Annotated in this window: 10 protein-coding genes; 2 read left to right on the top strand and 8 right to left on the bottom strand. The window is 43.0% G+C overall.

Annotated elements, in window-relative coordinates:
• Positions 1–293: 293 nt before the first annotated feature.
• Entirely contained in the window at positions 294–1,067 is a 774-nt protein-coding gene (locus tag ID165_RS15925; protein ID WP_192345897.1) for a hypothetical protein, read from the top strand.
• A gap of 308 nt (positions 1,068–1,375) precedes the next feature.
• On the opposite strand, the gene bla is transcribed toward ID165_RS15925, so the two are convergent.
• From bla to ID165_RS15890, 7 genes are all read right to left on the bottom strand, one after another.
• Positions 1,376–2,119, bottom strand: a complete 744-nt coding sequence (bla, locus tag ID165_RS15920) for a subclass B1 metallo-beta-lactamase (protein ID WP_192345895.1) — start codon at positions 2,117–2,119, stop codon at positions 1,376–1,378.
• Between the two features lie 267 nt (positions 2,120–2,386).
• Positions 2,387–5,395: a PVC-type heme-binding CxxCH protein gene (locus ID165_RS15915; RefSeq protein ID WP_192345893.1), complete on the bottom strand. Its 3,009-nt coding sequence runs from the start codon at positions 5,393–5,395 to the stop codon at positions 2,387–2,389.
• A 327-nt stretch (positions 5,396–5,722) separates the two neighbouring features.
• The gene (locus tag ID165_RS15910) at positions 5,723–6,949 is read right to left on the bottom strand and encodes a sugar MFS transporter (RefSeq protein ID WP_192345891.1); all 1,227 of its coding nucleotides are present in this window, start codon (positions 6,947–6,949) and stop codon (positions 5,723–5,725) included.
• A gap of 115 nt (positions 6,950–7,064) precedes the next feature.
• Positions 7,065–9,824: a hypothetical protein gene (locus ID165_RS15905; RefSeq protein WP_192345889.1), complete on the bottom strand. Its 2,760-nt coding sequence runs from the start codon at positions 9,822–9,824 to the stop codon at positions 7,065–7,067.
• 111 nt (positions 9,825–9,935) lie between these two features.
• The gene (locus ID165_RS15900) at positions 9,936–13,427 is read right to left on the bottom strand and encodes a gliding motility-associated C-terminal domain-containing protein (protein WP_192345887.1); all 3,492 of its coding nucleotides are present in this window, start codon (positions 13,425–13,427) and stop codon (positions 9,936–9,938) included.
• A 104-nt stretch (positions 13,428–13,531) separates the two neighbouring features.
• A complete protein-coding gene (gene yaaA / locus ID165_RS15895) occupies positions 13,532–14,284 on the bottom strand; it encodes a peroxide stress protein YaaA (protein ID WP_192345885.1) in 753 nt (250 codons plus the stop codon).
• Positions 14,285–14,387: 103 nt separating this feature from the next.
• Positions 14,388–19,940 (bottom strand): gliding motility-associated C-terminal domain-containing protein, encoded by a 5,553-nt coding sequence (locus ID165_RS15890; protein ID WP_192345883.1) that lies wholly within the window; start codon positions 19,938–19,940, stop codon positions 14,388–14,390.
• An 81-nt stretch (positions 19,941–20,021) separates the two neighbouring features.
• Here ID165_RS15890 and ID165_RS15885 point away from each other — a divergent pair, with 81 nt between their 5' ends.
• A complete protein-coding gene (locus ID165_RS15885) occupies positions 20,022–21,068 on the top strand; it encodes a type IX secretion system membrane protein PorP/SprF (protein WP_192345881.1) in 1,047 nt (348 codons plus the stop codon).
• Positions 21,069–21,324: 256 nt separating this feature from the next.
• Here the strand turns inward: ID165_RS15885 and ID165_RS15880 are convergent, their stop codons facing one another.
• Positions 21,325–22,746 (bottom strand): Gfo/Idh/MocA family oxidoreductase, encoded by a 1,422-nt coding sequence (locus tag ID165_RS15880; RefSeq protein ID WP_192345879.1) that lies wholly within the window; start codon positions 22,744–22,746, stop codon positions 21,325–21,327.
• Positions 22,747–22,873: the final 127 nt, after the last annotated feature.

The raw sequence follows: 22,873 nt of genomic DNA, 5'->3' as shown, positions 1-22,873 counted from the left end.
GCAGGGGATGCTGAAAGGAGATTGGAATGAAAGACTGGAATGACTATTCCTCATTACTGCTAACTCATCCAAAGTTTAAAATTTTGGATGAGTTTACTTCTACGGGCAACTGGATTTTAGTTTATGGGACTGGACCTGATAGGTTTTCAAAACCTATCAGGTCTTTTAGTTAAGATAAAGTTGGAAAGACGCTGGGTGACCGAATTCTAGGGGAAAGTGACCGAAATCTAGGTTTTGGTTCTTTAATAATAAATTTTTGAGCAGATTTAGTTAAGCTTTTAAACAATATAATTATGGACTTAGCGAAAAAGTATGTAAAATCTATCTCTCGCAAATTTCAAAAACTTCCCATTTACTATCCGGGAACCAAAGTAGAAGTTGGGGATATAATCTCATTTGGTAAAAACATTGGAGGTGGTCCAAAAAAACCATTTGGAGAAAATGTTGGGATTTTTGGGAACGTAGTTAAAGACACAGAATTTGGTAATCAGATTGAAGTAGAGTATGGAGCATTAGATCGATTTTATCAATTTGTGTCGGAGAACGAAGTAAGTGTTCAAGCTGGAGGTACTGCTGAACTACCTGATTTAGCAAAAGGGGAGTTTAAATTTTCCTTTAATAAGGAAGGTGCAATAGTTATCATTGCCAGCGGAGTTGAATTAGTTAGGATGAGTAATTTATCTCAGCTTAAGCGAGTGATTAATGAAGCTACTGAATTGTTAAATTGGAGAGAATATTACATAGTCTCAGGAGTGGAAATAGCTGGGACTGCTATAGTTTACCAATCACAGTCTAAAAGCGGAGAGCTTGTATTAAAAGCCAATACGGAGAATATTGAACTTTTTGGCGAAGATATAGCTGGCATCGATGCAGGAATGGATATTCAAATTAAATGGAGTACTGATAACTCATTTGTTATACCTGACGCTAAGAATATGACATTATTTATGAAGCTAATCAGAGTGAAAAGCAATGGTGCGTTAGTTGGGTTTAACAAAGCCAAAGGATTAGGAGGCGTTGATGGAGGTGAATTAGAGTTAGAAGAATTCAATATAGAGGATTTGTAACTACTCAGGTACTTTTTACTTAACCACGGTTTTTAGGTGTTTCCATTTCGGAAAAGTTTAAAATCTCTATGAATTTGCCTATAGCAACTTCAAGCAAAATAGCTATTCCTGATACTTTCCAGATTGGCATCTAAATAATTCCAAGTAAAAATTGATGATATTCATATACAATATCAATCCAGAATCATGCCCCAGTCTCGGATGGGCATGGTTCATTTTTAAGATTTCCTTGACTAACTTTTCTAAAGTTCGAAACTTTGGAAAAGTTAGTCAGTTAGATAAAGACAAAAACCTGGTAGGTCTTCTTTTCAATCTTTCCCCCTAAACATCTCCTCCGTATAGTCCAACAACTCGATCCCCCCAATTTTCCCATGACCTGGTATGACTATGGCTGTTTCAGGAAATGTTGTTTTTACTTTTCTGACGGTACTCGACCAAGCAGCGACATTGGCATCTCCAAGGTAGCCATTGCCAGCGCCAAGTTCCTTGATCATACATCCGCCGAACAACACATGGTCTGAAGAAACATATGCCACGAAATTATCCTTGGTATGCCCTTCCCCTAAAAATTTGTTGATCACCGTAGTAGTTCCGGCCTGCAGCTTCATTTTCTTTTTGAAGCCATTTTCAGGAGTGGGGTACCCTGCGGTTTTTGCCAATTTAATCGTCTTGTAGGAGGCGTAGGAAGGTATTCCCTTAGCATGAAATTCATTCAGCCCGCCTAGACAGTCCCAGTGGAAGTGTGTAGCCACCACTCCTTTTACGCTTGTTTGTTGATCGTTCTCAAGCCAATCCAGCAGTTCCGCACTAGCCTCCTCATTTGCCGGAGTGTCAAAAACCAATGCTTCTCCATCATTGATAACTATCATGCCATTGCAACTCACTTTTCCAAAATCATCTGTATTCAGGTAGCTGATATGGACGAAGGTATTTGGACTGATTTGCTCGATCTGTAAAGTTTCGGAATTGTACACCAATTCAATTTCTTGGCTTAAGGCTGAGTGGTGTTGGATAGTGAAAAAAAGTAAGGTGATAAATGCAAAGGGTTTCATGGAATGTGATGTTGGAAAGAAGAGATATTAATGGTCTTTCCTTCAAAACAAAATCCCGGCCTATTTTCATAAACCGGGATTTCTAGTTGTCTTTTATTGAAAAAAATTATATGATTATCCGCTTTTCTACAAGTAAGGAAGCAAAAGCGACATAAGCTTTGGTAAACTTTAGTGATGAAGGCTACTTCGGTTATCCGTCATTGGTCTTCCAGCCAATAAAGCAAGGGAAATATGGCTACTGGAATCATTGCGGATAATCACAAATAATTATTTTCTCAACGTCTCCAGATAGCTAACCAGATCTACCAATTCAGTTTCCGATAGCGGGAATTTTGGCATCAGGGATTCATCTAGCTGGGTTACGCTTTCTACATCCACCAATTTGTAGATCTTTTGCTCGGCAGTGCCTACTAACTTCACTACGAGATCATTCTCTGTCTTGGAGTTTACGATACAGGTGAATTCAGTACCGTCTTTCATTTTTACAAGCTGAGTTTCGTAGCCAAAGCCCATGCCTTCCGATGGGTTGATGATAGCATTGAAGAGTCCTTCTTTGGAAAGTTTATCACCGATTTCAGTTAGTCCGGGTCCAAAATCAATGCCTTTGTCTCCTATCTTGTGACAGGCGAGACAGTAGCTATTCGCAAGGATAAGCCCTTTCTCCACATCTCCCTGCAGATTGAGAAGCTTAGGCAAATCAACGGTTGAGTCTTGCGTAGCATTGCCAAATTTCTCGTTTGCCTCGGCCCGGATGTTTCCATTCCAAGAAGAAAGAAGAATTTTTTGGGCAATGGGTAGCATGTCTGCGGGGATTTTATCTGCTTTTGTGAGTTCCCATAGGTAGGGCTCAGAATTGTAACCCTTAGCAGCTTCCATGGCGGCAGTTCTTACTTCCAGAGATTTGGATTCGTCCAGATAGATCCCTGACAGCGATTTTGCCATGGTTTCATTGTCAATGGTTCCAAATTTCCTGATAGCCAGAATTGATTTTTCCTGATCAGGATTCCCAAAAGATTTCTCTATGTCAGTCATCCCGTATAGGGAAGCATAGATGTTTGCGGCCATCTGGGAATACTGATTGTCTTCCGATTGGTAAACAAGCTTTTGAATTCTGTCTTTTTGGTCTACCAAACCGTATTTGCTTACGATATCCATGAAATCCCTATCATCAGCAATACTTCCTGCAGTTTGCCTTGCCAGCGAAAGTATTTGCTGATCCGGATTCTCAGGATCAAAGTTGATCTGTCTCAATATGATTAGCTGATCTTCTTCGGGAGCATTTGCCAGTAGCGATTTTAAGGTTTCATTCTTTGAAGCAGGAGATTGGAAGTCCAAAGCTCTGTAGTAAGCCTGATTGTTCCTTCCCGGTTGAGTAAGGATGATTTTGCCAAGCAATTCAGCTGTATTTGATGCACGGGATCTCCATACGATGTCTTTGGCTTCTTGCGAGCTGATCCAGTTTTGTCCTTGGGTTTCTAGGTATTTTGGCAAATACTCGTCCCAGAAGCCTTCTGCTGCAATTCCCAAAGCTTCCAAGTACCAGCGGTCTCCACTTTCGTATCCGGCTGCAAGTTTCAGCCATACTTCAGGGGTAACTTTATACCTCATAGCCAAAGCTACTTCTCTGCGAACTTGAGCCGATTCGTCACCTGCCATTTCCAGCAAGGAAGAGACATCACTCATCTTATTGTTTCTGTAAGCACGTATAGCAGCCACCCGGATATTTTCATCGGTATCAGAGGCTGCGGTTTTGATGTATTCATTGCCATTGGGCAGTTTTGTCAGTACCCAGAATGCCCTAGCTCTCATGCGGCTGTCTCCTTCAGTGTAGAGTTGTTCCAGTGCATCTTTTGCTTCGTTGCCTTTATTTACCAATGCCATAAATGCCTTGAAATGTGTGGCACGATTTGGGTTTTGAAGTAAATTGATCAAAGAAGAAATACTGGAATAATCGGGCTTGCTTGGGTTGTAATCAACCCCTTTTGGTGCAAGTCGATAAACTCTTCCCTTGTCCAGATCCCCCATCGCATGGCCACCAACTCCCGGATCATACCAGTCGGAAATAAATAAAGAGCCATCAGGAGCAACTGTAACATCGGAGGGTCTAAACCAATTGTCCCGCGGGTTTCCATCAAGAAGATTGATGATTTTCGCATTGAATCCTGCCCCAGAAGGAATCGTAGGATAAGCTCTCACGATATTTGGACCAGCGTCCGAATGGATAACTTGGTTCTGATATTCCTCAGGAAGTAATTTTCCTTCATATACTAAAATACCTGTAGGCGATCCTGCGTAAGTTTGGAGTAAGTTTGGAACTACTCCGGGATCATTCAAGTGCCAATGTTGCTCATAGACTGAGTCCTCCATGTTGATCCTTCTGGCTCTCCAGTCGGCTCCTGTCATTTCATCTTTGAAGCCATAGTTACCATAATCCATCACATAGTTGATTCTTGTACTTCGATTGCCATCGTCATCGTTGTCAGATTGCCACATTCTGCCATAGCTATCGGTTGCTACTTCGTAGTTGTTTCTAAAATTCCAAGCCAAGACTTCTGTATCCGAGCCGTCCGGATTCATGCGAAAAACCATCCCTTCACGATAGGGCTGCGTCTCACTATTTACAGGTCTGCCGAGTGGATCCAATATCGGAGATCCGTCGGCATGGCGGATGCCTTTTCCTTCATTTCCATAATTAAAATACAGTTTCCCATCCGGGCCAAAAGTAAATGCATGCATGCCGTGATCATGTTGGACTCCACCAACTCCTTCGAATAGAATTTCTTTCTTCTCGGGGATATCATCTCCATCCCTATCGGTAAATACATATACGTAAGGACTTACAGATACATATATTTTATCGCCAAAGACAGCGATACCCAATGCCGCATTGATATCATTTCCCTGATAGAAAACTTTGGATTCATCGGCAACTCCATCGCCGTCGGTGTCTTCCATGATTAGGATTCTGTCTCCTTCCGCTTTAGTGGGGTTGCGGGGGTTAAGTGATGTTCTGTAATTGTATGCTTCCACGATCCATACACGTCCCCGGTCATCTATGTCCATATTGGTAGGATTTGACATCATGGGTTCGGAGGCAAAAAGTGTAAGCTCCAGTCGATCGTCTGTTACGATTATTCCATCCAAGGCATGTTCAGGGGCTCTTTTTTGCTCATCACTGAGTTTGGCGTATTCTTCATCTGTGAGCAGTTCAGGTTTTTTCTCACAGGAAAAAAGTAAAAATCCCAGCAAACTGAGAAGCGTAAATTTCTTAAACATAGGAAGAGAGGTTAATAGGGTTTGAAAAACTAACCATCAAATTAAGAAAAAGTCTGGGAAAGTGGTGTAGATGTTGGGGGTGAAACAGGGAAATCGTCTCTAAAAATCCAATTACCCTGATCCTTCAAGAGTTCATCCCTCAGTTGTTTAGTTGGTTTATGGCCGGTTTCCTTGCGAACTATTGAAGGGTTGGAGCAGAAGTAATTTTCCTGAGCTATGAAATTGCTGGAATTGACTGGTTGCTATCCCAATAGTTAACGTGGAAGAATTGCTGGTTTCGAAGTTTTAAATGCAAAAAAAAGCAGCCTGCAGGCTGCTTTTTTTAGATTAATGTGCTGCGGCAACAGCTGGTTTTTTACCTTTCTGCCAAAAGTAGAATATCGTGAATAGCACGATTAAAATAATTGGAAACAGCATCATTTTTTGAAGAGTGTCCTGTCCTGTAGCAAGTTGTAATGCTTCGCCAGTAAGTCCTTTTGCTGTGTTTTCAATTGTCGAATTATCAATCCAGTTTCCAATAACAGGTTGGAAAAAACCAGATGAGAACATTCCTACTGCACCGATGACAGACATCCCTAATGCACTGCTCAATGGAACCCGCTGAGCAACGGCTCCGACCATGACTGGCCAGAAATAAGCATATCCCAAAGCATAGATAATGGCTGCTGCGTAGGCAACCGGCCCGGTCACTACACTGAATAAATAAATACCTAAAGCTGCAAAAATAGCTCCGAATAGTAGAACCCCTGTTTGACCAAGCCTAGAGACGACTGGTCCTGCGAAAAATCTTAAAACTGTTACCAAACCAGCTGTTAGAGCCAAAATAATCATAGGATCGGCTCCACTGCTGCCAAGAATAACTTCAACCCACTGCCCTGGACCAAACTCTGAAATAGCGGTAAGAGCCATGCAAACAATTAGGAAGACGTAAAGAGGTGACATCATCGCTTTTAGATTGCTACCCAAAGACGTTGCTTCTTTAGCACTTGGTTCTGGGAACTTTTTGCCTAGAAATAAAACAAAATAGGTGATGGCTGGAATCATAATTACGCCCATTTGAGCTTGCCATCCCAAATCCAAATTAGTCATTAACTTTGAAATTAATGCCCCCATCACAATCCCTCCAGGGAACCACATGTGGAATCTGTTAAGCATTTTATCCATCTTTTCTCCAGAAAACATATCAGCAATCATTGGGTTGCAAGCTGCTTCTGTACAGCCCGTCCCCAGACCTATGCATAACATGGAAATGAGTAGTCCCACATAGCCGCCTGCGAAAATAGTTAGTAGTACACCAAGAGTATGGGCAACGAAAGCAACCTTCATTATGTTTTTTGGGCCAATTGAATGGTAAAATAATCCCCCAATGATCATTGAAATAGGAAAACCGTAGAACCACATAGAATTTATGTGTCCAAGCTGCTCACCTGATAAATCGAATTCGGATCCAAGTTGCGAAAGAATCCCAGCTCTGATAGAGAAGGATAATCCAGTGGTAATCAATGCAAAGCAGCTTCCGTTGAAGAGCGCACTTTTGTTAATGGTTTGAGTCATATGGATAGGTTTTTGAATTTTGGGTTGTGAATGAATAATTCCAAAGGTGGAAAAATAGGAAAAATATCGCATTCAACTTTCCCGCTGATAAAAAATGTTCTGCGGAATTACCCGTTTATTCCAAAACCAAAAGGGATCCGGTGACTTTTTCATCCAAACCATATTCAGGGTTTTTCAAAATTAGAACCACAGCATAGGTTCCTTGCGGAACAGGTTTTCCGTTAATTGCTCCATCCCAGATTAGTATAGGGGATTGAAAGCCTATTTCAGTTTCTAGGTCATGATGAATCAACTCTCCTGTTGAGTTGAACACATACAGTTCGGCCTCGGATACTCCTTCACTGACAGTTACCCTAAAATCCCGGTTTTGATCACCGACTATCATTGCATTTGGAAATACGTAATCAACATCGCAAACATCATAGACCCTGAATTCCTCAGTGTAAATACATCCTTCCACAGAAAGCACGGTCAATTCATAACGTCCTGCTTGGGATGGATTGAAAGTTTGGTCAGTGCCCACTATTACATCCCCCGTAAGGTAACGCCAGGTGTAAGACTCATACTCTCCTGCGCCAATTGCAGGAATCCCGTTTCCTTTTGAACAAAATGGGTAAGAGTCTTCCATATCCGGTCTAGGGGTAGATACGCTAGCTTCAATGGGAATATGGACACGTGCGATTTCACAGCGGTCACCCGATTGCTTGTCGCGATAAAGTATCGCTTCATAAATCCCTTCACGATCATCAGATAGTTCATATAGACCGGTCCCCTCAGCCAATTTTTCATTACTCCCGTCTTCCAAAAATAAAAACCACTCAATCCATGTAACTTGATCTTCATTTTCGGAAACCTCCAGGTTTAGGAAATATACGCCGCACTCCTCTTCAGAACTCAGTTCGGCAGGCACGTTTAAAATGGGCTGGGTAAACTGAATGTCGAGCGGGGCAGGGTGACACGCAGCCATTCCCCTAGGCTGGACTGTCAACTGATATACTTCCCCAAATTCAGCCGGAAGAAATTCCTGTGAACGTCCCACAATTTCACCGGAGGAGCTGTTATACCATCGGAATATGGCATCTTCACTACTTAGGTTTTCCACTGTTGCGCTCCATCTTTGACCTCCTGCACAGTTTTCTTCTACAACTTCGTAATCAAAGATCACCTGACTGTCCAGTACATCAAGGGTGAATTCTCTGACCACAGCACAGTAATCGCTATCTGGATCTATAGGTTCAATATATAAGCTATGTAGGCCTTCTTGAGAGACAGCAAGTGATCCTCCGGAACTTGCCGTAAGGTCTGTTCCGTCTGGTTGAGTTAATGTGAAGATAAGACCTATGTCGGATTGTAAATCCAAGTCATAGGTCTCACAAATATTAATGACTTCAGGAAGGTAGAAAGGAACATCTCTTCGCCTATCTATTTGAAAGGTTTTGATCAGAGGATGGCATTCATTGCCATCATGCTCGAAATCAAAGAAATAGATTCCACCAGGGAGATCGTCGACAGTAAGGAAATCGCCATCCTCTATTCTCCCATAAATAGAAATGCCGCTATTTCCGGAAAGTATTCGATATTCTCCGGTGACATCCCCATTTGGAAAAGTGATTTCTACTTTCCCCACATTGGTGCCGTTCAAAATGCATTCTTCTTTGTAAGGTACTATTTCTGTTTCGTCAAGTGAGGCCGAAAGGTTCAATGCATGGAAAGAAAATCCCTCACATTCAGTATTAGCAGCTTCAATGGTATAGACTCCAGCTTCAAGATCAGGGACGGTGATTTCTGCTCCCGCAGGCTGTGCCCCCAAATCGAGATTTAGTTCTGAAACCCTCAAAGCGATCAAATCTTTCTCCACTATAATTTTAAAAGATCCGTCATTTGCTCCACACACTGTAGGACGTATTATGTCCGCCGTTTCTAATTTAGGGCCTTCCTTTACCCTTACTGTAGTGATCCTTTCAGAAGGGCATGAGTAATCCGGGTCGTTTGCGATAAAGCCTATTTCATAGACGCCGGACTCAGTGAATTGTGTATTGCCAAGGGTAACTGCATAGCTGCTTCCTAACTCTATTTTATCAGCCTCTCCCTGAAGTCTATACCACCATCTTCCACTGATGGGCGTATCCAGTCCTATCCTGACAGTTTCTTCTTCACAGATTTCTTCGTTGTTTTGGACAAACCGAAAATCTACCGGCGGACCAACATAAGTAGAGGCAGTTGCTTGACAAACTGCATTTGAACCCGTTGGTGTTAGTCTAACGTAATAAAATCCTTCATCATTTGGAATAAACTCATTTCCCGTACTGCCCACGCCTACCTTTACGACAGATGAAAATTCCTCATCTCTTGCCCAAGTGAATTCATATTTCCCTAGGTCAGAATCAGAAGAATCCATGGCCTGCAAAGTGGGGATGTTTTCCCCACATACAAGGTAATCAGGTTTAAGGATAATAGTTGGTCCCGAGGACACTTCTACTGCAATACTAGTTGTCGTGGGTGGGGCTGTCGGATTAAGCCGTTCTTCCAAGATTACTTGGTAGGTGCCTGTCTTAGTATATCTAATCTGAATCGTGCTTATACTGCCTGCTCCTCCCTTGGCTACGGTGGTGGTATTCCCATCAGGCTCCTGTAGTAGCCATGTATATTCTCCTGACGACGGAGAAGAGATGCTATAATCACCGATTGCTAAGCCTAGAACAAGACATAGGTCAGTAGGGCCGGTGAATTCCGCGGCGTTAATTGTAGAATAGGTAGTTTCGGGTTTAATTGGGTTTTTTACATACCCCCAGGTGAGCAGTGGGGGAAGAGTAAAGAAAATCCAACTCAAAATCATCCAAATATTCCTTTTGGGAAATTGGCAATAGGGTTTCAATGAAATCAAATTAGGGTGCGTACAAAGATAACAATACCTGTCGTCAATGGATTGGTATTAGGACGGTCGGTCAAAAAATGTTCCAAACCAGTTTGGTATTTGTCTAGGCTGCTAATCTATGATCAGTATCGAGCCAAATTCGGACTTAGAGATGTTTTTGGAATGATTCTTATAGTTCACCCGTAGTGCATAGCTTCCATTGGGGATAGTTTTTCCATTATATGTTCCATCCCAGGTACAAGTGTATTCTTCAGAGATTAGATTGCTTTGACTGCATTGGAAAATCACTTGGCCCCATTTGTTGAGTATTACCAAGTCTAGTTCATCAATAAGATAATTAGTGTAAATCAAAAATTCTTTGTCAGGATTTCCGGGCTGAACAGCATTGGGATATATTACCTTAAGGTCACATTCTTCCTCAGTGGTGAAATCCGCCTGATAAGCACAGCCTTCTTCACTGAAAACTATTAGCCGATAATCTCCCACCGAAAGTGGCTTGAACCCGGGGGCGGTAGATATAAGTTGGTTTTCAAAATACCACTCGTAGACAGAAAAAGAGCCTGGATTAATCGTGGGAGCTATTTCGTATTTAGGACAGATCTGATAGGTTTCCTCTACACTGGGACGGAGGGTGTCAGCGCTTCTTAGAAGGAGTACTTTATCCAGACCAAGGCTGCATGGGATTTGGTTGAATAAGCGTACTTCATACGTGCCTTCGTTGACGGCTGAAATTTCTTCTTTATTACGTTCTTCTACCAATTCTGATTGCCTACCCTCAGGAGAGGTATACCACCATTCTATTGTAGCGACAGAGCTGAAGTCAGCCTCGGCGCGAATATTAGCAGAGGGAGCATCCGGACATAGAGGGTCTGCTATCAATGTTACATCCACAGCAAATACAGGCGGTGCTATTTCAAAAGGAATTGGACTGATGTGACAGGGGATGACACCTGAAGGTTGCACCTCCAATGTATACACTCCCGGAATAGTTACGGTCAAAAACTCTCCACTTCCCACTTCATTTCCTTGTTCGTCTTTCCACGAAATTTCTACTTCTTCTAGGGGATAATTACTGATCGATGCTTGATATATTTTACTGCCATCGCAAAATTCTTCAGTGAGTATTGGTTGAAAATCAACAGCATCAGCCAATGTGACGGTAAGTTCTTTTTGCTCGGGACAATAAGTGGGTGGGCTATTTGTGTCAAAGGCCAGAAAAGTATAAATCCCAGCTTGGTCTAGGGTGATGGGTTGCCCTGAAGACCTTTCCAAAACATCCCCCGATGGGGTTGTTATAAAAAACTCCAGCTCCCGGTCGGTATCCGGTGTGAGCTCGTGAAAGTCGCAAATATTCAGTAACTCAGGGATATCAAAGGCAACTTTCTCAGGGGTCAGATCCAGATGGAAAGTAACTCTTCCAAGCTCACAATTCTTGTTGATAGCAGTGTTGACATTATACACTGAAGCCTCATAAATCCCTCCGATTCTTGTGGTTATTTCCCATTGGTTATCAAAATCCAATTCCACTATTTCTCCGGCGGCATTAAATCTCCGCCATTTAATAGTCGTAACTGCTTCAGGGGAAGTGGTGGTTAATTCAACAATGGCTTCAGGGCCAAATTCACAAAGCAAAGTGGATGTAATTGACGCCTCAACGGAAAGTACCGGGGGATCTACTTTAAATCCCTTAGGACTTATAGGGCATGCTTCGCTTTCTTTTGGCTGTACCTCCAATGAGAAAGTGCCTACTGAGGTAGGGGCGAGGAGCAATTGGCTTCCCGTTCCGATAAGGTCTCCCTGTTCATTTCTCCAATAATAGTTGACTGATGAGGGATCCGCATTGCTGATTTCCGCTCCGTATATCCTGTTGCCGATGATACAATCTTCGTCTTGGAGAACAGGTTCGAATAAAACCGGTTCTGTTGTTTTTATTTCAAATGTCTTTAGGCGGGGGCATATCTCATTTTGATCGGGAAGAATGCCAATTATGGTATACTCACCCGCTTCCGTAATGGTGAATGATTCTCCTGCATTTTTTATTGTTTTTTCTCCGGAAGGAGCTGTGAGTGTGAATAAAAGGTTTTCTTCAGTTTCAGGTATAAAATTGAAAGTTTGGCATATCGTCAATTCTTCAGGAACAGAAAAGTTTGTCTGGGGAATGGCAGGAATTTCTATGAAACTACTGCTGGGAAGGTCACAATCATTTTCATTTCTGATTTCAAAGAAATATTTTCCCCCGCCAAGTTCAATTGTGAAGGGGTTTTGGGAAGGCAATTCCGTATTTCTGATTTCATCACCACGCTCATTTAAGATGCGGTAAAATCCTGTGGTTGCTCCATTCAGTAGGTTTACATCAAAAAAACCGGGTTGTTTTCCGGTATCAGTACACGATTCAGGAATTATATTTTCTATAGAGAATTCCAAAGCTGATGGAGGATTTTGTAAGGGAACTACAGTTCCCATAGAGCTTACACATCCATTTAAGATGGTGGATAAGGTATACGCTCCTGACTTTAACCCGGGAATAACGATGGTTTCTCCGGAATTGTATGGACCGAAACTTAGCCCTAGACTTTCTATGCTCAGTTGTTCTATGTCGGTTTCGGCTAAGAGTGTTAATTCGCCATCAGGTACAAGGCATTCGCTCGCATTTGTGGTAGCGATTAGGGATAGTTTCGGTTCTGCATAAAAGTCAAAAAAGGCCGACAGTTCTGGAGAACAAGAAGGATTTCCGGCGTTGTTTATGATTAATGTTACTTCATAGGTTCCGTACATGCTGAGGTCCATTTGGGGAATAACGGTCAAATCAGAGCCTGTTGTTATCGGAGTTGGGTCCGTTGCTCCCGGAAATGTAAGAAACCATTGACCTGAGGTCGGTGGGACTGTCTCAAATATAATTTCACTGTCATAGCAGAGAACAGAAGAACTTTGGGAAAGTGATATAGATCCCTGAATAGATACTTCGGTGTCAAAAGAAGTTTCACATCCCCGAACCCCTTCAGAATCAGTGAAATAAAATTTCACGGTGTATTTACCTGCAGAATCTACTGTTAAATCATTGGCGGAACCGATAATATTTCCTGATTCATCTGTCCATTCAAATGTGTAACCGGAAAAATCCGGGCTGGATGGAGAAATAGCCTGTAAATCCAATGTCTGCTCACCGCAGAGCTGATAGTTCCTTTCTAAAGTAAGGATAGGGCCTTGGATTACTGCTACTTCCTTTTCAATAGATCCCTGAGAAATTCCACCCCGTTGTATCTCAAGTTGGATCTTATGAACTCCCAATAATTCGAAAGTGTACTCGATTGTCGGGAAATCTCCAAAGGCTCTTGTAAAAAGTTCGCGGCCATCAGGGGCTATGATCGTCCATTTGTAGACATCTCTTCCCGGCTCTCCTGCTCCTGAGAAAGTTCCCCTTACACTCCCAAAAACATTGCAAAGCCTATCCGGACCAATTAGATCTGGCTCATTTGGTGATAACCGCGTATCAACTGAAGTATACGTATTCCTGTAAATGTGATCCAATGATGCATCAGCAACAAAAAACACAAATAAGAACAGCATGGCTACTGCCACTGTTTTTAGTGAAGCTGGGGTCAAAATAGGCGTTATAAACTTTTATTAACTACCCCTAAGTTACAATTTTATATAGGTGAAAAAACAGTTCTTTTGTTTAAGTCCCAGTGAACAAGTGGTTTGTGCTATCACCTCACGAAAACCCAATTGTTTTCATCACTTAATTTCTCGGAATATTCATATCCGGCCTCATTGAATGTCTTTAATTGTAAAGGATCTGTAATTTTATTTTTGATGGCGAAATTGCTCATCATGCCTCTGGCTTGCTTGGCAAAGAAGCCAATTATTTTGTAGCTATCGTCTTTAAATTCCTTGAATTCGATGTTGATCAACGGAGTTTTTAAGGTTTTCAGATGAACAGCCTTGAAGTATTCTTGAGAAGCAAGGTTGATTATGGGTTGGTTATTTGCTGCCTCATTGATGGCTTTTGCGATTTTCTTATCCCAAAATTCATAGAGGTTCTTACCTTTTCTGTTTTTCAGTTTGATGCCCATTTCAAGACGGTAAGGTTGGATCAAATCCAAAGGTTTCAGCAATCCATATAAGCCTGAGAGGATTCTTAGGTGGTTCTGGGCAAAATCAAAATCCTCCTTTGAATAGGCATCTACATCAATTTTGGTATATACGTCTCCTTTGAAGGCCAAGATGGCTTGTTTTGCATTTTCGCTCGTAAAATCCTTTTGAAAATTCTTAAAGCGCTCATCATTCAACTCAGCCAAATTATCAGAGATATGCATCAGTTCACTGATTTCCTTGGCAGACTTCTTTTTCATGATTCTTACCAGCGTATGCGTGTCATTCTGGAAGTCAGGTTGGGTAGATTCTGCGAAATTTGGGGTGCTGTAATCCAGCGTTTTCGCCGGTGAAATAAGGATTAGCATGAGGAGATTTTCTTTTGAAAGTAGTTTGTGTTCGCTCGTGACTTCGTTGGGCCTAGCAAAGGAAGGAAAGTCAAGATTACGTTTTCAAGAGCATGGCGTATGACTACTGAATTACTGTAATTGCTTTGGTTAATTTCTCTCTTTTGTTTTGGTTTTCACTGGTAAACTTCACTACTACGGCATATGTTCCATTTGGCACAAATTCTCCTCTAACTTGACCATCCCAAGGACAAAAGGCTTGATTGGGTTCAATGTTTTCATGGGTACAATAGAAGATGAGCTCACCCCAGCGGTTATAGATATAGACTTCGATATCATCTATGTATTCGTTTGCATAGAGGATAAAATTCCTGTTTGGGTCATTTAATACCACACCATTCGGGAAGATGATTTTCAAGGAACAATCCTCCACCACCTCAATAGTTGAAATGTATTCGCAGCCCAAATTATCAGAAACAGTGAGTTCATAGATTCCCCCTTCATTTGGAGTGAATACAGACTCTTGTGATACTTCCACACCATTTAATTTCCAGGAATAATTATCGTAGGTACCTGGATTTATGGACTGAGTGACTCCTTCAATAGCACATATAGTGAAACCTTCAGGCACTACTGGTGGGATTATGATGGATTTGGCCACCACACCGTTGGCACGGCCAAGATCACAGCCAGCACTACTTCTCAGCAGTACTTCGTAAGTTCCTTCCTGCGACACTTCGATAATAGGCCCATTAAAAGATGGAATTCGTGTTCGCGTGCCATTTACCACAGAATACCATTCGAAATCAGCTACATTGGTCAGATCCGCATCTACCGTAATCGTCGTGCTTGTCTGATCTACGCAGAATGGAACAATATCAAGACTGACATCAACCCGCTCTGAGATGATTTCAGCTGTAAATTCCTTTTTGTCCACCGGGCATAGCCCACCCGCTAAAGGCTGAACTTCCAAGGTATAATCTCCTGCTATGCTTGGAACAAAAGTTTGTCTTCTTCCCACGATTATCCCTTGTTCATTTTTCCAAAGGAAAAGCACATCAGCAGGATCTGCGTTGTCTAGAATTGCTTCATATTGCACTCCTACCTGACAATCTACGATGGGAGGTGATACTTCGAAATCTATGGACTGTGTAATGTTTGCATTAATGATGATTTCCCGTGGGCAGTTCTCTCCGGTTGGATCCATTCCCCGTACTGTGTAAGTGTCAGATTCAGTGATGGTGAATTCTCCATTTGTATCCGGAGTAATGACAGTTCCGGAAGAATTAGCCATTGTGTAATTCAATTCATCAGGAGACGTAGGGGCAAAAGTGAAGTTTCCGCAGGCTGTAAAGTCTGTGGGCACGGAGAAGACCACCTCGAATTTCTGGGCAATGGTGTAAACCGTAGGGGCTGGAATGGCGCAGCCATTAAGATCCGTGACTTCAACAGCATATTCTCCATGAGGAAGAGCTAATTCTACCAGAATTTGGCTATCAAAATCTCTTGAGAAAACCCGTCCGTCGCCTTGTCTTATTGCAGTGAAGGTTCCCGATTGAGGAGAAGAAGTGAAGTTGATAGAAATCAACCCATCTTCTACCCCGGAAGCGCCGCATACCTCATCGGAAGTGGTGACTGTGTATTCAAATCCTGTTGGAGGATCGTTGTTTTCGACAGTTGCGGTTGCCGTATAAAAACAGCCGGTACTATTTTCTGCTTCGATCACGTAAAGACCGGGAAGTAAATCCGGGACGGATAGCACATCCCCTTGATTTACATTAGTAAAGCTTATTCCTTCGTCTAGGACAGTGACAAGACTGGCCTGCGATTGCATCGTGATTTCAAAAGATCCGTCGGCAGTTGCACAATCTTCCGCAGCATTACTTTGAACCGTGAAAAGTGGCAATTCATTGACCAGCAAATCTAATTTTTTCTCAACCGCACACCCATCCAAAATCGGATCTTCCGTAACAAAGATAATTTCATATTGTCCGGGGCCAGGCAACTCATTAATCCAAAGTTCCAATTCAAAGAACTCACCAAGAGGTACTCTATCGGGGTCGCCATTTAACTCATAGAACCATTCGCCACTGATTGGGGTGTCGGGTGCAAAGATTACTGAAGTTTCTTCATAGCACACTTCCTCGGCTGTTTGCGTAAGTTCAAATTCAAATGCAGGTCCCACAAAGATTTCTGCTGTAGCCGGACAGGTTTCGTACAATTCAGCTTCTTCTTCCGACAGACCTTCAGGAAGTCGATAGCTTACAGTTACTGTATATATACTTTCTTCATCTACTGTGATTTCATTTGAATTTTCATCACCAAAAACTTGTCCGGCGGCATTGGTCCATTCAAAATCATATAATCCCTCTGTAGGATCATATCCATCAATGGCAGTAAGGGTAACTGGATTACCCGAACAAAGTGTCGCATCATCGACTAAGGTCAGCTCAGGCGGAGCTTCTACCAAAATCTCAGTGCTTGCCTCAAAATAGGTGGCGTCACCACATCTATCCACACGAAGTTCTACAAGATAGTTGCCTGGACTATTGAAAATCTGATCTAGATTCTGGAATTCTTCTCCGGGTCCGCCAAAGTTGTTTTGGATTACTGTGCCGTCGTCTAAATTGGTAATAGTCCAGAAATAGCTGTCTATATCAGGTTCACCACCACCTTCGAGTAGTGCTCCTGCTCCCGATTCCGGATCTAGACAAAGTCTGGCAGGAGCAGCTAGACTGGGTTCCGGTATGGAGCTTCCGGAATTCTGCACAAAGGATGGAAGTCCCAAATTGGACGTTCCAGGCATGGCATCGACTCCATCCTGCGTGAAGGTACTCTCAGAATTACAACCCGACCCTACATTGATTTGCCCAATTCTATTGTCTCCAACTACGGCCACATAGATTTGACCGTCTGGGCCAATCTGTAGGGCTCCTATGTTAGTAGGGACATTGCTTAGTGTGTTTTTATTGTCGAGTATACAGGTTTCTATCTCCGCTCTGGTACTAGCGTCTTCAAAGCATGAAGGACAGACGGCTGCATCAGGGTCATCACTTTCGCTGGCTTTAATGATAAATTCTTCTATTCCAGGCCCTCCATTTATGTAAGATACCAGAACTCGCTCCCCATCCTCCGAAAACTCCAATCCGTACACTTCTCCATCACAGCCCAAGTCAAGACGGGCATATTCACTCATTTCCCCGGTAGCACTGTCAAAATCGAAGATCTCAACCTTGTTACAGCCACCTTCAGAGATCGTCACTGCCAGTTGGTCTCCATCCGAATTGAATTTCATCGCACCCACACCTGAATTAAATCCATGACCGCTGCCTACTGAGCTGAGCACGGGCTGTCCAATACCATTTTCAGAAACGGGATAAGCCCTGAAGGTATTATTACCCAATTCGTGATACATTACCCAGGTGGTGTCTCCGGCATCCAGTGCTGCAGTATGCTCAGTGGATGGACTGAAGAGGAAATTGTCCTTGGTGACCACATTGCCTACTCCTGTTGGATTTTCGGATTTGATATCAACAAGTGAATACTTAGCTTCATTGTTTCCGTTTGCAGATACTTGCGAAGTAAACAGGTAAAAGAGCGTCTCTTCTCCGGGCACGGGTACGGCGAGCACACTTTGGCTGCTTGAATTGTCTCCGCCAATGTCATTGCCATTCTCCATCAAGTTCTCATTGAGATCCCAGACAGATTGTCCGTCTGTAAAGAAAAGTACCTGTCCGTCCTGCCCGGAAATTGTCGTGGTCCCTGCGGGGATGTTTTGTGGGTGGGGAGAGGCTATAGGCCTTGGAGTAGGGGCGTCGGGGTCATCTGGATCAGGATTGAAGTCGAGCCCGGCACCATCTCCAAAGTACCATATATTATTCGTCTGGTCATCCACATCCCACATTTTTACCCGGATCTCAGCATATGCGTAGCAAGATGAGCCCGGTTCACGGACCAAAGCCCAATATAGTCCAGGGCTACAGACTTGATTTGTCCCTTTTGGTCCCCAGCCTTCATCCCGCTTGTTAGACCAGAAATATTCGTAATTGTCATCTCCTCCCTGGCCTCCACCTACACCGCCTCCACCTCCCGGAGCTCCGCCTTCACCGTCCCCACCTTGATCTTGGGCGGTGAGCAACGGGGCTATATCAAGGCAAGTTTCACAGAGTGTGGTGTCTTGGGGAGAAAAATTTGCTTCTAGATTATTTTCCGTCAACGTGATAGTTTTGTTGACGGTTTTGGTTTCGCCATCTGCAAACGTCACCGTTAAGGTTACATTGACACTTTCACCGGCAGCGGCGTCTGCCGGAATTAAAAAATGTTCCTGAAAATAATCTGCAGGAAGCGCATTCCCCGTAGAGTCAGTGAGCGGAGGATCAAATTCCCAAGCAAAGCTTACAGGTCTATAATTTTCAGGTGTTAATTCGGAAGTAAGCTGAACAGGATTATTGGCGCAAGGTTCTTCGGGAGACCATGTGAAATCGACCGTAGGGTCTATATCCGCATTTGGGGCAAAGGTGGGAAATACCGTGCCGCAGAAATCAGTTCCATTGAATGGATCTTCTTCGACTTCCAATAAATCTGCGTCTTCTTCATCCGGATTCGTAACCCTCCCCAGTAGCTGAGGTCCGCCTGCCACTTCTTCGTATAGGTAATAGAGACTTCCGTCCGGTCCGACTTTGAGGTCATGCACAACGGAAATTCCTGAAGGTGGAGTGCCTGAGCCCTCGATTGGTATTGCTTCCGGAGTGGCTGAAAGATCATCGGTTCGTACTCTAAACAAGTCATTCCCTGCCGAATAGTAGATGTATTCTCCATCCGGTGAAAATTCAGCCCCCCCATAAGCTCCTGCCCCTGTAGATTGGGCGAGGGGAGTAGGTGATCCAAATGTACCTCCACCCGTATCAAAGTCCATGACTAGAATAGGATCGCTTTCAGACTCAGGAACAATAATCAGTTGATTATTTTCTTCATTAAATACAATTTTTTTTGGTGTTCCGGAGATGGTTTGATTGTCAGTATTTGTGAAGTTACCCTCGCCTGAGCCAATACTTCTGGAAACTAAATTTCCATTATCAAAACTTATCAAATAGGAAGGTGAAGCTGAGGTTTTTACAACCAACACTACGCCGGAACCATTTCCGATCACATTGTCCTTGGAGGTGATTTCACCCAAAGGTCTTTCATTTCCGGAAGCTTGCCCGGGAGCATTCATATCCACCACAGCATACTGCAGATCCCCGCCCAAGGAAAGGTAAAAGATGTAGAAGAGTTTAACGCCATCGGGATCATATTCTAAGAATCCCGTCGCAACTTGCTGGAAACCATCGATATTTCCATTCAGCCCTGAGCCTACACCCTGAATGGGATTTTGGCTGAAATCATAAACCAGCTCTCCATTCGTGAGAAAAAAGGGCTGTCCTGTAATAGGATCAATCGCAAGAGCAGAATTGTTTTCTGTGAAGACAATCGAGCCCGGAATTGACTGGACTGTAGCGGTATTGCCTTTACCGAAGGACAGGTAATTGTTTTCAGTCGCTCCGTCACAATAGCCAAAAATCCACTCGTTGTCATTAAATCCTTGAGAATAGACCGAAGAATTAAATACAAAAGTTGTAAATAGTAGGGTAATTGTAAAAATATAGGGTAACCTTATGGAATTAGGGCTGCTTTTCATAATTTTCGAACCGCTTCTTGAACTACATACGATCTGTACCGTTAAGAAGCTACTGAATATTCAAAATTAACGAACAAATACTTGCTACGGTCTCTGGTTTACGTTGTTTTTCTTTGCGTGGTTGGACTATTTTTTGGATCCGGTGCCTATGCGCAGGATCCGCAATATAGCCAATATTATGCTGCACCCCTTTACTTAAACCCGGCTTTTGCAGGATCTGAGTTGACAGGGAGAGTTGGTTTCAATTATAGAAATCAATGGCCGAGCATAGATGCACAATTCACGACATTTTCTGCATACTATGATACGTACCTGAATGATTACAACTCTGGGATTGGGATAATGGTTATGCAAGATACCGAAGGAGCATCCAAGCTTCGCTCTACCACTATTTCAGCCATTTATTCTTACGAGTTGAAATTGGGAGAAAATGCATATTTCCGTCCCGGATTTCAGGCAAGTTATATTCGTAGAGAAATTGGTTTTTATGAAAATTTGATTTTTGCAAATCAAATCAATCCGGATGATCCCTTTGGTCCCATTTTCCCAGGCTCAGATATCCCGGGTTTGGGAGATCCTGTAAACATGCTTTCGCTTTCCTTTGGAGGATTGTTTTTCACAAAGGATTTTTGGATAGGAGGATCTGCACATCATGTGAATCAGCCCAATCAGTCTTTTATTGATGGAGACAGCCCGTTGCCGGTGAAGTTTTCAGCACATGCAGGATACAGAATTTCCTTGGGTGAGGGGGCTATGAGACAGGATTTTACCCACCAGCGTAGACAGCGTTACCTCACACCCACCGTAAACTATAAAAAGCAAGGTCCTTTTGAGCAGCTGGACGTAGGAGCTTATTTTTATGTGGAACCAATTGTTTTTGGACTTTGGTATCGTGGACTTCCTTACAAAAAGGTGGAGGAACAGAGTAACCGTGATGCTATTGTTATGATGGTGGGGCTCAACTTACTTAGTGGGCTCAATGTAGGCTATAGCTTTGACTACACTGTTTCACAGCTGGGGATTCAATCAGGAGGAGCCCATGAATTGAGTTTGTCTTGGACTTTACCAAACAACCAGCAGGGGCAGCCAAGAAGAAGAGATACCTTGCTTCCTTGTCCTAAATTTTAATATAAATCCCGCAAAGGCGCAGCGGCGCAATTGGGACTTTATTACCCCTTGATATTTTTCCGAACATCAGGGCTTTGCTGATTTAGATGTCAGAGAGACTTTAGAATTCCTTTTTGTAACTTTCTGTGCTTTTGAAAAGCTGCGCCTTAGTGACTTTGCGGGAGAAATTACCACTCCGCCCCCACCATAAATGATAACCACAAAAAAGCTGAAACGGTCTCCCATTTCAGCTCTTAACTTCAAACTTGGCGTTTTCTTACAGTGTATAAAACTCTTCCCATCCTTTTCTCGGAACTTCGCCACCTAGCAATTGGTTTGCCAGCGGGTTATTCGTGATTTGCTGAGTTTCCCTATCGAATTTCAACGTTGTATTCAACTGTTGAGCTAGGACGCCGAGACAGAAAACTTGGCTTAGAGGTCCGGCTATTTCAAATCGTGAACGGGTTTCTTCTTCACCTTTACACCCTTTTAAGAAATTTGCAAAGTGATTCGAAGGGCTTTCCGGTACTTCAGGAAGTCTGCTTTCCATGGCTTTGGCTTTTTCCTCCCCTATTATCGAAAGTGTGCTGCCATGAGACCCACCTTTAAAAGTTAGATCTTTGCCGTAAATGATTTTACCGGGATTTAGTTTTGCAGGCTGTATCTGACCCGTGCTGGCAGCAGGTATATCTGCATCCAATTCTGATACGCCGTAGTCTTCAGGCACAGGAGGGATATTGTCCACTCCGTCGTACCATGTCAATGTCAAAGCGGGCATATCTCCACGTTCAGGGAATTTGAAAGCAAGCGTAGAGGACATTGGGAAAAAGAAAGGATTGTGCCCTTTCAACATCACAGGATCTACCTCGTATGGCAATCCCAAATCTAAAAATCTATGTGCAGTATCCATTGTGTGCGCTCCCCAGTCGCCTAAAGCTCCCATTCCGAAATCATACCAGCATCTCCATTGTCCATTGATAAAATCCTTGTTATAGTCGTGCTTACTTCTCGTAGTCAGCCAAGCGTTCCAGTCCAATGTGGAAGGGATAGCTTCTGCTTTAGGAAAGCTTTGCATATTTACATCCCAACCATGCCATCTTCTGGGGCTATTCATATGTGCCGTTACTGCGGTTACATCTTTGATGATACCAGCCTCTTTCCATGCTTTGAATTGGAAATAGTTGGCTTCAGAGTGTCCCTGATTTCCCATTTGGGTGACTACATTATGTCTTTTGGCGCAGTCCATCATGAGTGAGACTTCATTGAAAGTACGGGCCATAGGTTTTTCTGTATAAACATGCTTGCCTTCTGACATCGCCAGCATGGTGATGGGAAAATGCGAGAAATCGGGCGTTCCTACGGTAATTGCTTCGAACCCATTTCCAAACTCATCAAACATTTTTCTAAAGTCCTGGAATCGCTTGGCATTCGGGAATTTGTTCATGATCTCAGTAGTATGCGGAGCTCCCATGTCCACATCACAAAGTGCCACGATATTGCAAAGACCGGTATCATAAAGTGCATTGATGATCTGAGCTCCTCTGTTTCCAATGCCACAGCATGCAAGGTTTACTTTATCACTTGGAGCAACGTGTCCCATGGATTTGCCTAAAACTGATGAGGGAATAATAGAAATCCCACTTAGCCCGAAAGCGGCAAGTGAGCCTGTTTTGAGAAAGTTTCTTCTGTCCTTTTGCATAGTATAAAGATTATTTGGGGAGTACAATTTAATTTTGAGTGATAAAGTAGGGATTTTTTATGGCTAGTCTTTTTATTTTTCTGCTAAACGGTTAAAGAATTAACGGAATCGATACCGAAAGAGAAAT

Origin of the sequence: Algoriphagus sp. Y33 (assembly GCF_014838715.1) — a bacterium.
Taxonomy (GTDB): domain Bacteria; phylum Bacteroidota; class Bacteroidia; order Cytophagales; family Cyclobacteriaceae; genus Algoriphagus.
This window is presented reverse-complemented; position numbering and strand designations above follow the sequence as displayed.